The organism is Alcaligenes sp. SJTW-7 (genome assembly GCF_047716895.1).
In the GTDB taxonomy this organism is placed as follows: domain Bacteria; phylum Pseudomonadota; class Gammaproteobacteria; order Burkholderiales; family Burkholderiaceae_B; genus Alcaligenes; species Alcaligenes ammonioxydans.
The window spans coordinates 1659105-1672042 of sequence record NZ_CP136682.1; the positions used below are offsets into that span (position 1 = coordinate 1659105).

Sequence of the window (12938 nt, forward strand, 5' to 3'; positions counted from 1 at the left end):
ATTCCCGCTTCCCGTGACGTGGGGCTGGAAGAATCAGGTTGTCCGTTCTAGTCTTCCAGCCCTCCTTGCAAGAGGGTTTTTTCTTGGCTAAATATTGTTATGTTATAACATATCAAAATTGGCAAAATCCTGTGCAAGGAACCGCCCATTGATGCTCAAGAATGAAGAGAAATGACGATGAACCTTAATAACACGCCGGTCGATCCCGCGGCCCGCATTCCCGTAACGGTTTTGTCCGGCTTTCTGGGTGCGGGCAAGACGACTTTGCTGAACCACATCCTGAACAATCGTGAAGGCCGCCGCGTGGCCGTCATCGTGAACGATATGAGCGAGGTCAATATAGATGCGGCTCTGGTTCGTGACGGTGGTGCCGAGCTATCGCGCACGGATGAAAAGCTGGTGGAAATGAGCAATGGCTGTATTTGCTGCACCTTGCGCGAGGACTTGTTGCTGGAGGTTGATCGTTTGGCCAAGGAGGGGCGTTTTGATCAGTTGCTCATTGAATCCACTGGCATTTCAGAGCCGCTGCCCGTGGCTGAGACCTTCACCTTTGAAGGCGAGGATGGCCGTTGCCTGGGCGAAGTCGCTCGCCTCGATACCATGGTCACGGTGGTGGACGCCTTTAATTTCCTGCGCGATTACAGCTCGCAAGACAGCATTCAGTCCCGGGGTGAATCCCTGGGTGAAGAAGACGCGCGTACCGTTGTGGACCTGTTGATTGAGCAGATCGAATTCTGTGACGTGTTGGTTCTGAACAAGATTGACTTGATCAGCGAGCCAGAACGCGAGCGCCTGATGGCCATTCTGAGCAGCCTGAATCCTCGCGCACGTATTGAAATGGCCGAGTTCGGCAAGGTGCCCCTGGACCGCGTGCTCAACACCGGTCTGTTTGACTTTGAAGAAGCCTCCAGAGCCCCAGGCTGGCTGCAGGAATTGCGTGGCACTCACACTCCGGAGACACAGGAATACGGCATAGGCAGCTTTGTTTATCGCGCACGCCGTCCGTTCCATCCGCAGCGTTTTCTGGATCTGGTCGAAAGCGAATGGCCCGGCGTGGTGCGTTCCAAAGGCTTTTTCTGGTTGGCAAACTTCCCGACTTTGGCGGGTTCCTGGTCACAGGCGGGCGCGGTGGCTCGCTATCACGTGGCGGGTTACTGGTGGGCTGCCATGCCGCCCGAACGCTGGCCGCAAGACCCCGAAGCGGTAGCCCTGATCAAGGAAAAATGGGATGAGCGAGTCGGGGACGCGCGGCAGGAGCTGGTGCTGATTGGCATGGAGATGGACGAGGCTGCATTGCGCGCTCGTTTCGATGCCTGCCTGTTAAGCGATGAAGAAATGGCCAGCGGTCCCAGCACCTGGACAACATGGACAAATCCGTTTTCAGACTGGCCTTGATGGAATTGAGGTCTTGCCAAGTCTCTGTCGGCTTGGACAAGGCCTTTTGATTGGATGTTGAGTATGACTGTTGTACTTCCCGACCCGGCTCTGAACGATTCCAGCTATGGCCTGACTCCGCTGTCTTGGGTAGGTATGGAGGGAATCGATTTACCCATTACCGTGGTTGAACCGGGCTATGCGCGCCAACTTCATGCGCGTGTGGATGCCCAGGTTGATTTGCCGCTGACGCATGTGAAAGGGATACACATGTCCAGGCTGTATCGCTTGCTGAATGACCTGCCGCCCGAACAGGCCTTGTCGCCGTTGGAGCTGCGACGTCTTTTGCAAAGCATGGTGGATAGCCAGGAGGACTGCGGCACGCGCAGTGCGCGCTTGGGTTTCAGATTTGATTTATTGGTGCGACGGCCTGCCTTGGTGACGCCGGATCTGGCAGGTTGGAAGTCCTATCCCGTCGTGCTGGAAGCCAGACTTTTGGACGGTATCTTTATGTGCAAGGTGCAGGTTCAGATTGGCTATTCGTCGACCTGTCCGTGTTCGGCGGCGCTGGCTCGGCAATTGATTGAACAAGGTTTTATGCAGGCCTTTGGAAAACAGCCTGTGCTAGGTGCGGTTGAGGTTGCTGCCTGGTTGCATGAGCACGCCAGTCTGGCCACTCCGCATAGCCAGCGCAGTCAGGCTCTGGTTCAGGTCCACGTATTGGAAAATAGGGAAGACTGCGGGTTTTTAGCGCTGATTGATCGTGTCGAAGAGGCGCTGGCAACACCCTTGCAAACCGCCGTCAAGCGGGCTGACGAGCAAGCTTTTACGGCCTTGAATGGCCAGAACCTGATGTTTGTGGAGGACGCAGCGCGTCGTATAGAAGCGGCCTTGGCGGGCTATCAGAACCCTGGTATTCGGGTCCGTCATTTAGAGAGTTTGCATCCCCATGATACGGTGGCGTTCAAAGTTCCATTGTCGGAAGCAACGCCTTTTTCAGGACTGAACGGGGGCGTGGAGCCATGAGTGTTTTAGCCCTTGCTAATCCTTGTCAGACACTGCTGCAAGGTCAAATTTGCTTGCTGCTGGAGCAGGTCAGCAAGATCACGTTCAGTCTGACTGACCTGATGCTCCATTCCCGTCTTTCGGAGCGGCGATGAAAGCCTTTCTTGTCTCTGTCCTGGTCCTGCTGGTTCGGGGCTACCAACTTTTAATCAGCCCATTATTGGGGCCACGCTGCCGTTTTTATCCGACTTGTTCTCAGTATGCGATTCAGGCTTTGCGCACGCATGGCCCCTTCAAAGGAACGTGGCTGGCCGCACAACGCCTTGTCCGTTGTCATCCTTGGCATCCGGGCGGGCACGACCCGGTTCCTGCTCGTGGCGATCAGGGCAGGCAAGCGTCCAGGCAGTCAGGAGAAGGCCGTGGATAAGGGGGGCGTACCTAAAGAGTCCATCGCTCAGACTCAGCAAGCCATTGTGGACAGTTTCCAGTGCCTGGGTAACTGGATGGCGCGCTACGAATATCTGATTGATCTGGGGCGCTCCTTGCCCGATTTCCCGGAAAAATGGCGTACAGAAGCGAATCGTTTGCACGGCTGTCAGGCACAGGTCTGGATGGTCTCTGAATTGCATGATCACAGGTTGTTTTTTCAGGCTCGTAGTGATTCTGCCATCGTCACCGGCTTGTTGGCTTTATTGATGAAGGTGTATTCGGGGCGTCTGCCTGAAGAAATTCTGTCCCATCCCCCCGACTTTTTACGGGCAATTGAACTGGGGCAGCACTTGTCACCGAATCGCGCCAATGGCCTGTTTCACATGATGGAGCGGATTCGTTTGATGGCACAAGATGCTCTGGGTGCAGAAGCCGCAAAGGCAAAACCATGACGCCAGCAATCCTGAAGGCCCCTCTATCCCGGTCCACAGAAACGACCAAACAGCATGATCTGCGCCATGCCGATCTGCTGCTCTGTGGCGGTACGGTAATGACCCCTAACGGTGCCGAGCACATTGACATCGCCTGTGTGCAAGGCCGGATTATGGCTCTTGGCGATTTGCAGCCCAGCTGGAGCGCAGAGTGCCTGCTGAACTTGAGCGGCCTGCATGTATTGCCAGGGGTCATCGACAGCCAGGTGCATTTTCGAGAGCCGGGGTTAGAGCACAAGGAGAATCTGGAAGCGGGGACACGGGGTGCGGTCCTGGGCGGGGTGACTGCAATTTTCGAGATGCCCAACACCCATCCCTTGACGCTGGGAGCTGCCGATCTGCACGCCAAGCTAAATGCCGCTCAAGGTCGTAGCTGGTGCGATCACGCCTTTTACATCGGTGGCTCATCCTTGAATGCCGAATCTTTGCAGGAACTGGAGCAGCTTCCAGGCTGCGCGGGCATCAAGGTCTTTATGGGTAGCTCTTTTGGCGATCTCCTGGCGGATCAGGATGAAGTCCTGATCCGCATCTTGCGTCATGGCCGCAGACGGCTGGCGGTGCATGCGGAGGATGAGGCCAGACTGCGTGAACGCCAACATATCGCTCTGGATAGTGGGGACGTGCGGCAACACCCGGTCTGGCGTGATGTCCCAAGTGCGTTGATGGCGACTCAACGCATCGTTCGCCTGGCGGCACAGGTGAATCGCCGCCTGCATGTGCTGCACGTGTCCAGCGCAGAGGAAATGCAGTTTCTGGCCGCCCACAAAGCTCGCGTGACGGTGGAAGTCACTCCTCATCACCTGAGTCTGCAGGCTCCCGACTGTTATGAGCGCTTGGGCACGTTGGCCCAAATGAATCCACCGGTGCGGGAGCAGCGTCATCAGGACGCGCTGTGGCAGGCGGTCCGAGCGGGTGTGGTAGATGTGATCGGCAGCGATCATGCGCCGCATACCTTGTCGGAGAAGTCTCAGGGCTACCCGGCCTCGCCCAGTGGCATGACAGGCGTGCAAACTCTCCTTCCCCTGATGTTGAACCATGTGCATGCGGGTCGTCTGAGCCTGCAGCGACTGGTGGATTTGACCAGTACCGGTCCTGCCCGGATTTTTGGTCTGGAAGGCAAAGGGCGTATTGCCGTGGGCTTTGATGCCGACTTCAGCATTGTGGATCTGAAGGCGCGGCGTCGTATTCGCAACGACTGGATGGCCAGCGTCAGCGGCTGGTCTCCCTACGACGGCCTGCCGGTTGTGGGCTGGCCGATTCACACCATTGTGCGCGGCCATTGTGTGGTTCGTGATGAAGCCTTGGAAGGGCAAGCGCAAGGCAGGCCACTGCGTTTTCTGGATGTCCCCTAGCCGCCCATTCAGCAAGGAGTACGCCATGACGGATTCAAAAGAGCTTAAAGAGCGTGGTCTGAAGGTGACCGCAGCCCGTATCCAAATTCTTGAGATTTTCCAGACCCCCGGCATGGGTCATTTGACGGCGGACGATGTGTATCGTCAGTTGATCCGGCAAGGCAGTGAAATTGGCTTGGCCACTGTGTATCGCGTGCTGACGCAATTGCAGCAGGCAGGCCTGTTAAAGCAGGTTTATTTTGAGCCCGGCCGGGCTCTGTATGAGCGGGATGATGGCGAACACCATGATCACCTTATTTGCACGGACTGCGGTCGCGTGCAGGAGTTTCATGACGAGGTGATCGAACAGCGCCAACAAGCGATTGCTCAAGAGCGGGGCTTTCAAGTTCTGGCTCATAGCCACGTCTTGTATGGGCCTTGCCTGAATCCCGATTGCACGTATCGCCCCGGCTCCCCCCATGACAAGGAGAAAACGTGAAAACAGCAGGAAAAGAATGCGGACTGGACGACACCCCCATGGTGCAGATGCGCCCTCGAGTGTCAGTGGAACAGGTGGAAGAGGGCGAAGAGCTGGCGCCCAAATTTGACGAACAGGGCCTGATTGCCTGCATCACTACAGATGCGAAGAACGGGGAGGTCCTGATGTTGGGGTACATGAATCGGGAAGCCTTGGAAAAAACCATACAGACGGGCGAGGCCCATTACTGGAGCCGGTCGCGCCAGACGCTCTGGCATAAAGGGGCGAGTAGTGGTCTGGTGCAAACAGTAGAGGAGATGCGCATCGATGACGACCAGGACGCCGTACTGCTGCGCGTGCGGGTAGCCGGTTCAGGAGCCAGTTGCCACGTAGGCTACTACTCCTGTTTTTATCGGCAGGTACCGGTAGGAGCGGCGCACCGCAAGGGCCAGAAACTGGTGTTTATTGAGTCGACCAAGACCTTTGATCCGCAGGACGTGTATGGCGATGCGCCCAATCCTACCGTGCTTTAGCCTGCCGTTTGGGTGGACGGGGCCAGACAAGAGGCTGTCCGGTTTTCCTTGGGGAGCAGGCTAACAAAGCCGGGCGTGGTCGCCCCGCTTTGTGTTTGTCGCAGTTGCCTTGTGAACGGGTTTGGCTCCACTAGGATGCTTTGGCCAGACCCCCCCATTTTTTCTGACGGTTCGCGCGCCAGAACGAGTAACTCAGTCCCAGTATCAGCAAGATGCAGGCGATGATAAAGACCATGCTGATCGGGCGCTCCAGAAAGATCATGGGGTCGCCGCGGGACAGCAGCAGGGCCCGGCGGAAGTTCTCTTCTACCATCGGCCCCAAGACAAAGCCCAGCAGCAAGGGGGCAGCTTCAAAGCGCAGGCGCATGAAGCCGTACCCCAGAATGCCAAACAGCAGCACGATGTTGACATCGAACAGGTTGTTGTTGGTGCTATAGACGCCCACGCACACAAAGAACAGGGCAGCGGGGTACAGGTACTTGAAAGGTACAGACAGCAGACGCACCCACATCCCGATCAGGGGCAGGTTCAGGATCAGCAGCAGGATGTTGCCCACCCAGAAGCTGGCAATCAGGCCCCAGAACATATCGGCGTGTTCGACCACCATTTGTGGGCCGGGCTGGATGCCATGAATGATCAGTGCCCCCAGCATCAAGGCCATGACCGGATCGCCAGGAATGCCCAGGCTCAGGGTAGGAATGAAGCTGGTTTGGGTCGAGGCACTGGTGGCGGCTTCGGGCGACGCAATGCCTTCAATCGCACCCCGTCCAAAACGCTCAGGTTTCTTGGCGATTTTCTTTTCCGTGGCATAGGCAATAAAGGAGGCAATGGTCGGGCCTGTGCCGGGCAGGATTCCGAAGGCAGCGCCAATGGCCGTGCCGCGAACCAAAGCGCCCTTGGACTGCTTGATGTCGCCTTTTTCCGGGCGCAGGGAGCGGGTGGAGACTTTACCAATAGCCTTGGTATGGCCGCTATGGATCCGGTTGATGTTCTTGAGGAAGTCCGCAATACCGAACAGACCCATGGCCAGTGCCACAATCTGCAAGCCGTCCTGCAGCTCCGGAATATTGAGGTCAAAGCGCGACACACCGCTGTTTACGTCCGTCCCTACCACGCCAAAGATCAGCCCCATGACCACCATGGCCACGCCTTTGATGGCCGAGCCTTTCGCCAAGGTGGCCCCGGCCAGCAGTCCCATCATCATCATGGAAAAATATTCGGCAGGGCCGAACTTGAAGGCCACATTGACCAGGGCTGGCGAGAACAGGATCATGGCCAAAATGCCGATCGTGGCTCCAAAAAAGGAGGACAACATCAACATGAACAGGGCTGAGCCGGCCTTGCCGTTGCGGGCCATGGGATTGCCATCCAAACAGGCCACTGCGTGTGAGGCGGTTCCGGGCAGGTTGAGCATGATGGAGGTGATGCCGCCGCCGTATTGGGAACCATAGTAAATTCCGGCCAGCATAATCAGGGCAGCCGTGGGCGTCATGGCGTAGGTCAGGGGCAGCAGGATGGAGATGGCGGCCAGTACGCCCATGCCGGGCAAAACACCGATCAGGTTCCCCATGAACACGCCAAAGACGGCCCACATCAGGTTATCCAGTTGAAAGGCAACGCCAAAGCCGTGCATCAGGTTAGAGAGAATGTCCATGCCTAGCCCCACGTGAACAGGGGAAATTGCAGCTCCAGCCCCCAGGAGAAAATAAGCACACCCAGCAGCGTTACAAACACGGACAGCAGCAAAGCGGTGAGCCAGGAGTGCTCTTTGTCGCCCATGGCCGAGATGAACACCAGGGCGAAGGTGGCGGGAACCAGTCCGCCGTAGCGGCCCAGGATAATGAAGGCGATGATGCCACCCACAATGGCCAGCCAGCCTCGCCATTGCGGTGGGCCGTAATCTTCTTCCTGCTCCTCGTCGTGCGAGGCGGTCTCGACAAACAGGTACAGCGCGCCCAGCGCGATCATCACGATACCCAGCAGAAACGGGAAGTATCCCGGCCCCATGCGGGCCAGGCTGCCCAGGGAGTATTTCTGTCCCATCAGAACCGTCAAGACGCCCACCCCCACCATCAGCCCAACTGAGTAATATTTTTGTCTGCTCATGACCCTCCCCATTTCCGTAAAGCACGCATGATTTTTATAACTCCTGAAAAAGAGCGTTTAAAAATGAGGCTAGCTTAGCGGAGCAGAAGTTTGCTTAGGGTGACAGTTTCATTACCTTTTGGTCATGTTGGCGGTTGTGCAAAAGAGGGGGCGGGAAGCGCAATGGTAACTTTCAGGCCGGATTCTCCTTTTGAGAAAATCAGTTCGCCGCGATGTAATTCAACGATGGCCGAAACACTGCTTAATCCCAATCCAAATCCTTCGCTGTCATGATGGTAGCGGTAGAAATATTTGCCCACGTTCTCGTATTCACTTTCGGGTAAACCGGGGCCATCATCTTCAACACTAATCACAACAAGATGGCCGATTTTTCTTTCGATGCCGACGTTAACGTTTTTTCTGGCATATTTAATTGCGTTGTCCACGATATTGGCCAAGGCACTGGCTAAAAGATTGCTATCACCATTCAGGGTGACGGCATCAATTCTCTTTTTGTGCAGTCTGACCCCTTTTTCTTCCGCAATAAACTGGTACAGATCCAGAACGTCCTCCGCAATCTGCTCCAGGTTGCAGGCTTTAAAGCTTTGTCGGTGGACTCCGGCATTCAGTTCTGCAATCTGCAGCAGCTTGCCCAGCAGTACGCTCAGCTTCTCCACTTCTTCAATGGCTTCCTGTTGGGCCTGCTGGACGGGTGCCGGGACGCCGGGCAGGTTACGGGTCTCGCGCAGCTTGCCAACGATTCGGGTCAGTGGCGTGCGAATATTGTGGGCTACGGTATCGGAGATATGGCGGGCGCTTTGCATCAGGCTTTCAATCTTGTCCAGCATGCGGTTGATGTCGTGGTGGATCAGGCCAAAGATATCTTCGCTTTCGGAACTGATACGCTTGGAGATGTCGCCTGCACCTACTTGCTCCGTCAGCACACGGATGCGGCCGATGCGGTATTTCAGTTCGCTGCTAAAGACGTAGGCGCCCAGAATCACCAGCATCAAGGCGAGCATCATGGAGGTGAGGATGATGCGGCTCAGCATGGCACGCAGCTCGTTCAGGGTGCCCAGTTCGTGCCCAACTACCAGGGTTTCTCCGCCAGCCAATTTGGTGACGCGAACATTTCCTTCAGACAGGGCATCGATATGCTTGATCTGAACTTCCACCACCTGTTGCTCGGGCAGTTCGTTCAGGCCTGGGATCGCGTGGATATTGCCCACCAGTGTGTGCTTGTTCTCATCGAGCAGCAGGTAGATTTCCTGCCCCGAATCAATCCGGTCCGACAAGGTCAGTTCGATCATGCGCAAGACCTCTTCGCGTCCACCTACTTCATAGGCAATGCTCAGCCGCTGCACTGCAACGCTGATCTGGCGCAAGTGCTCTTCGCGCAAGGCACCAAAGACCTGAACGTAGAAAAAACCGATCAGAAACAAGGTGGTGAAGATGGCCAGTATGCTGTAGTTGAGCGTCAGCCGAAACGAGGTGGACTCCCAGAGCCGTTTCAGGAGCTCAATCATCGCTGCGTTTCAGCCTGATCCCGTCAACGCTAGCCTTGTCGCTGAGTACATAGCCGCGACCGCGTATCGTATGAATCAGAGGTGGAATGCCTTCCCTGTCCACTTTACGCCGCAGGCGGCTGACCAGCACATCCACCACATTCGATTGCGGGTCGAAGTTGTAACCCCAGACCACTTCCAGCAGCATGGTGCGGGTCAGGATTTTGTGACTGTTCATCATCAGGTAGGACAGGAGTTTGATTTCGCGCGGTTGCAGCTCCAGCACGACCCCTGCGCGGGTGATTGTCTGTGTACGAATGTTCATCACCAGATCATCAATCTGCACACTTCTGATTTCTGCATTATCTGTGCTGCGGCGGATCAAGGCATGCAGGCGGGCAGCCAGCTCCTGAAAGGAAAAAGGCTTGATTAAATAATCATCCCCGCCCGCTTTTAAACCATCCACTTTGTCGTCCACTCCTGATAAAGCACTCAATACCAGAACGGGGACTTTTTTTCCTAATGATCGCAAGGTGAAAAGAATAGAGAGGCCATCTACATGATTGGGAAGCATGCGATCCAGAATAATGACGTCCCATATCTCTTTCATGGCATTTTCCAAACCGGATACGCCGTCGTGACTAGCGACAACCGAGTAGCCCAGTTCGGACAAACCATTTACCAAATAGCGGGCGTTGTCGCGGTCATCTTCAATCAATAAGCAATTCCACATATGACTTTCCATTTTTTAGAAACAGGCAATGACATCCATTTAAAAAAACGGATTGTTCGCAAGGCTTAAGGCGGATCATGAGTCAAACATGACAAAACGCTCATGTTTGGCGTCGGCGATGAAAAGAAAAAGGGATGGGCACCCGATCGCAAGCCATTCCGGATTATAGGAATAATTAGCCTGCGTATTAGAAGCGGGTAGACCGGTGCTGCAGAGGCTCAGTGTCGGTCAGGCAGTGCGGCAGGAGGCAGCCAGTGCCAATGCGCGGCGCGCGAGGCCACGTACATCAAGGCTGTGTGCCACCTCCAGCGCGTCCAGCTCGGCCTCGGTGAACCAGCGCGCGTCGAGTGCGTCATCGGCGGCTTGAGCGCTACCCGACTGCCACTGAAAGAGAACAGCGATAAGAATGAAATGTGGATAGCTTGGCGGGGTGGGGCTGGGTTCGCGGTCAAACACATCCAGGGCATCAAAGATGTGCAGGGCCTGACCCTGTACCCCAGTTTCTTCGCGCAGTTCACGATGCGCGGCGGCATGAATGGTTTCACCGGGACGGATTTTGCCGCCCGGGAATGCCCAGCGCCCAGCATCGGGCCGGTTGGCGCGGCGTATCAGTAAAATTCGGTCTTGATGAACGACGGCGGCCAGGGTGGCGGGAACCGGTCCCGTGGCAGGGGAAGCGGGATCAGCGGACAAGATAGCAACTCCAGGTCAAGGATGGCCTTCCTTGATCAAGCGGCGAGCAGATAGCGATCCGTTCCTTTGCTGGCATGACCCGGATCAAGCTCAGCCGGTCACTCTGCTTAGCAACAGGGACAGGCAGTTTTTCAGCCCGCTTCCCAGGGCCCCTCGATCATAAAGACGGTTTTTGACAATATGACCTGGGCGAGTATACCTGCCTTTGCGTGACCCTTGCTCCCTGCGCCCTGGCCCTGACCCGCATGCCCACGACGGACTACGCATCGCTGGCAAGCTGGGCTTGAATGAGTAGATCAGCCAGTTGTTGGCGGGCAGACGTCCACCGTCCAAGCACGGTGTCCTCGCCCACACTAGGATTCAGTACATCCTGTATGGCCTGTAGCAGACAGGTGCTTGTCATGGGATCGAGCTCAGGCAGGACGGGCAGGGCCTTATGCAGCTTGCTGGTCCAGGGGGCCTGGGATTCTGCAAGGGGGCAGGTACGCAGCAACAAGGCATACAGATGGATGGCCAGGGCGTCACCACCTGTTTCCAATAGGCAAGCGGTGGTCTTGATGAGGTCGCGTTGATCGTCAGTCAGCATATGCAGGGGCAGGGGAGAGGGACGGCAAAGTCGGTGGCAGCCACGGAACGCATGGGGCGTTCGCTTGTTGAACCCTAAAAGGTGGCTGTGGTGCTCATTGCGTAGTGGGCATGACAAATTGCGCGCCTTTGGCGATGCGTTCCGGCCAGCGCTGCATGATGGATTTTTGCCGGGTGTAAAAGCGCACCCCTTCTTCTCCATACGCATGCATATCGCCATACAGGCTCTTTTTCCAGCCGCCAAAGCCGTGCCAGGCCATTGGCACAGGCAAAGGCACATTAATTCCCACCATGCCGACTTGAATGCGGCGCGCGAACTCGCGGGCTACATGACCGTCGCGCGTAAAGCAGGCTACGCCATTGCCGAACGCGTGGGCATTGACCCGTTCTAAGGCTTGCTCAAGGTTCGCCACCCGCATGCAGCCCAGTACCGGCCCGAAGATTTCCTCTTGGTAAATACGCATCTCAGGAGTCAGACCGTCGAATAAGGTGCCGCCCATCCAGAAGCCGTCCTCGCAGCCTGGTCCCGCTTCACTGCCTTGAAAGTGGCGGCCGTCGACCAGCAGTCGGGCACCTTCCTGTACGCCCAGTGCGATGTAGTGGGCAATGCGTTCGTAAGCGGCACGGCTTATGAGGGGGCCCATTTCGGCGGCCGGGTTTTCGCCATTTAGCACCTTCAAGGCTTGCGTGCGCTCGACGAGTTTGGGGATGAGCCGGTCGGCCACATCCCCCACCAATATGGCTACGCTGATGGCCATGCAGCGCTCGCCCGCCGAACCGAAGCCGGCACCGATCAGTGCGTCCACCGCCTGATCGATATCGGCATCGGGCATCACCACCATATGGTTTTTGGCACCACCCAGCGCCTGCACTCGTTTGCCATGACGAGCGCCCGCTTCGTAAATGGCGTGGGCGATCGGCGTCGAGCCTACAAAGCTGATGGCCTGCACCAGCGGGTGTTCCAGCAGCGCGTCAACCGCTTCCTTGTCGCCTTGCACCACATTGAATACCCCATCGGGCAGACCCGCCTGTTTGAACAACTGGGCGATCAAGAGCGAGGGACTGGGGTCGATCGGACTGGGTTTGAGAACAAAGGTGTTTCCGGCGGCAATGGCCAGCGGAAACATCCACATGGGCACCATGACGGGAAAGTTGAACGGGGTCACACCCGCCACGACGCCCAGAGCTTGGCGTACCGTCCAGTTATCGATATGGCTTGATACCTGTTCGGTGTAATCGCCTTTCAGCAGTTGCGGGATGCCGCAGGCGAACTCCACGATTTCAATGCCGCGAGCCACTTCACCTTGGGCATCGCTGAAGACCTTGCCATGCTCGGCGGTAATCAGGTGGGCCAACTTGTCCTTATGCTCGTTCAGCAGTTGCAAAAACTTAAACAGGATTCGGGCGCGGCGGATAGGTGGGGTGTCCGCCCAGCCGGGGAAGGCGCTTGCAGCGGCCTGAACTGCCTTATCCACCTCGGCAGCGGTGGCCAAGACGACCTGAGCGCTAACGGCGCCGGTGGCGGGATTGCAGACGTCCAGATGACGGCCGGAGGTGCCCGGCACGCGCTGGCCGTTGATGTAGTGGTCAATAAGGGCGACAGGATGAGTCATGCAGTCAGTCTCTTGGAGGGGGCGTTGTAAAGCAGCATTAGCAACTCCTAAGATAGGTGACTATAAGAATCATGTAAAATGAT

14 protein-coding genes are annotated in these 12938 nt (G+C 56.6%); 7 read left to right on the forward strand and 7 right to left on the reverse strand.

Going from position 1 to position 12938, the window contains the following annotated elements; translation table 11 throughout:
- The first annotated feature begins 177 nt into the window (after window positions 1-177).
- From zigA to hisI, 7 genes are all read left to right on the forward strand, one after another.
- Window positions 178-1395 carry a zinc metallochaperone GTPase ZigA gene (gene zigA / locus RSQ48_RS07415; RefSeq protein ID WP_415302284.1) on the forward strand — a complete coding sequence of 406 codons (1218 nt, stop codon included), beginning with the start codon at window positions 178-180 and terminating at the stop codon, window positions 1393-1395.
- Window positions 1396-1458: 63 nt separating this feature from the next.
- A complete protein-coding gene (gene folE2 / locus RSQ48_RS07420) occupies window positions 1459-2400 on the forward strand; it encodes a GTP cyclohydrolase FolE2 (RefSeq protein ID WP_415302285.1) in 942 nt (313 codons plus the stop codon).
- A gap of 130 nt (window positions 2401-2530) precedes the next feature.
- Window positions 2531-2806, forward strand: coding sequence for a membrane protein insertion efficiency factor YidD (gene yidD / locus RSQ48_RS07425; protein WP_003801316.1), 276 nt, complete (start codon window positions 2531-2533; stop codon window positions 2804-2806).
- The gene (locus RSQ48_RS07430) at window positions 2703-3260 is read left to right on the forward strand and encodes a SufE family protein (protein ID WP_415302286.1); all 558 of its coding nucleotides are present in this window, start codon (window positions 2703-2705) and stop codon (window positions 3258-3260) included. The genes yidD and RSQ48_RS07430 overlap by 104 nt, the downstream gene beginning before the upstream one ends.
- A complete protein-coding gene (locus RSQ48_RS07435) occupies window positions 3257-4651 on the forward strand; it encodes a dihydroorotase (protein ID WP_415302287.1) in 1395 nt (464 codons plus the stop codon). The genes RSQ48_RS07430 and RSQ48_RS07435 overlap by 4 nt, the downstream gene beginning before the upstream one ends.
- A 25-nt stretch (window positions 4652-4676) precedes the next feature.
- The gene (fur, locus tag RSQ48_RS07440; protein WP_003801310.1) at window positions 4677-5129 is read left to right on the forward strand and encodes a ferric iron uptake transcriptional regulator; all 453 of its coding nucleotides are present in this window, start codon (window positions 4677-4679) and stop codon (window positions 5127-5129) included.
- A complete protein-coding gene (hisI, locus tag RSQ48_RS07445; protein WP_230406289.1) occupies window positions 5126-5641 on the forward strand; it encodes a phosphoribosyl-AMP cyclohydrolase in 516 nt (171 codons plus the stop codon). Before fur ends, hisI begins: the two co-directional genes overlap by 4 nt.
- Window positions 5642-5771: 130 nt before the next feature.
- Here the strand turns inward: hisI and RSQ48_RS07450 are convergent, their stop codons facing one another.
- The 7 genes from RSQ48_RS07450 to RSQ48_RS07480 all read right to left on the reverse strand — a co-directional run bounded on the left by RSQ48_RS07450 (window position 5772) and on the right by RSQ48_RS07480 (window position 12855).
- On the reverse strand, window positions 5772-7295 hold the full coding sequence (locus RSQ48_RS07450) for a tripartite tricarboxylate transporter permease (RefSeq protein WP_415302288.1): 1524 nt from the start codon (window positions 7293-7295) through the stop codon (window positions 5772-5774).
- A gap of 2 nt (window positions 7296-7297) precedes the next feature.
- Complete coding sequence (locus RSQ48_RS07455; RefSeq protein ID WP_081050018.1) at window positions 7298-7747, reverse strand: tripartite tricarboxylate transporter TctB family protein; 450 nt, start codon at window positions 7745-7747, stop codon at window positions 7298-7300.
- A 122-nt stretch (window positions 7748-7869) separates the two neighbouring features.
- Window positions 7870-9252: an ATP-binding protein gene (locus tag RSQ48_RS07460; protein ID WP_415302289.1), complete on the reverse strand. Its 1383-nt coding sequence runs from the start codon at window positions 9250-9252 to the stop codon at window positions 7870-7872.
- Complete coding sequence (locus RSQ48_RS07465; RefSeq protein WP_003801300.1) at window positions 9245-9964, reverse strand: response regulator transcription factor; 720 nt, start codon at window positions 9962-9964, stop codon at window positions 9245-9247. Before RSQ48_RS07465 ends, RSQ48_RS07460 begins: the two co-directional genes overlap by 8 nt.
- Before the next feature lie 228 nt (window positions 9965-10192).
- Window positions 10193-10657 carry an NUDIX hydrolase gene (locus RSQ48_RS07470; RefSeq protein WP_003801299.1) on the reverse strand — a complete coding sequence of 155 codons (465 nt, stop codon included), beginning with the start codon at window positions 10655-10657 and terminating at the stop codon, window positions 10193-10195.
- 259 nt (window positions 10658-10916) lie between these two features.
- Complete coding sequence (locus RSQ48_RS07475) at window positions 10917-11243, reverse strand: hypothetical protein (protein ID WP_003801296.1); 327 nt, start codon at window positions 11241-11243, stop codon at window positions 10917-10919.
- Window positions 11244-11337: 94 nt separating this feature from the next.
- Window positions 11338-12855 carry a CoA-acylating methylmalonate-semialdehyde dehydrogenase gene (locus RSQ48_RS07480; RefSeq protein WP_415302290.1) on the reverse strand — a complete coding sequence of 506 codons (1518 nt, stop codon included), beginning with the start codon at window positions 12853-12855 and terminating at the stop codon, window positions 11338-11340.
- Between the last annotated feature and the right edge of the window lie 83 nt (window positions 12856-12938).

Bases quoted from the DNA above. Each gene is read 5' to 3' on its own strand.
- RSQ48_RS07450 (WP_415302288.1), bottom strand. From the start codon at position 7,295: ATGGACATTCTCTCTAACCTGATGCACGGCTTTGGCGTTGCCTTTCAA.
- RSQ48_RS07460 (WP_415302289.1), bottom strand. From the start codon at position 9,252: ATGATTGAGCTCCTGAAACGGCTCTGGGAGTCCACCTCGTTTCGGCTG.
- yidD (WP_003801316.1), top strand. From the start codon at position 2,531: ATGAAAGCCTTTCTTGTCTCTGTCCTGGTCCTGCTGGTTCGGGGCTAC.
- fur (WP_003801310.1), top strand. From the start codon at position 4,677: ATGACGGATTCAAAAGAGCTTAAAGAGCGTGGTCTGAAGGTGACCGCA.
- zigA (WP_415302284.1), top strand. From the start codon at position 178: ATGAACCTTAATAACACGCCGGTCGATCCCGCGGCCCGCATTCCCGTA.
- RSQ48_RS07435 (WP_415302287.1), top strand. From the start codon at position 3,257: ATGACGCCAGCAATCCTGAAGGCCCCTCTATCCCGGTCCACAGAAACG.
- RSQ48_RS07480 (WP_415302290.1), bottom strand. From the start codon at position 12,855: ATGACTCATCCTGTCGCCCTTATTGACCACTACATCAACGGCCAGCGC.
- RSQ48_RS07465 (WP_003801300.1), bottom strand. From the start codon at position 9,964: ATGTGGAATTGCTTATTGATTGAAGATGACCGCGACAACGCCCGCTAT.
- folE2 (WP_415302285.1), top strand. From the start codon at position 1,459: ATGACTGTTGTACTTCCCGACCCGGCTCTGAACGATTCCAGCTATGGC.
- RSQ48_RS07475 (WP_003801296.1), bottom strand. From the start codon at position 11,243: ATGCTGACTGACGATCAACGCGACCTCATCAAGACCACCGCTTGCCTA.
- RSQ48_RS07455 (WP_081050018.1), bottom strand. From the start codon at position 7,747: ATGAGCAGACAAAAATATTACTCAGTTGGGCTGATGGTGGGGGTGGGC.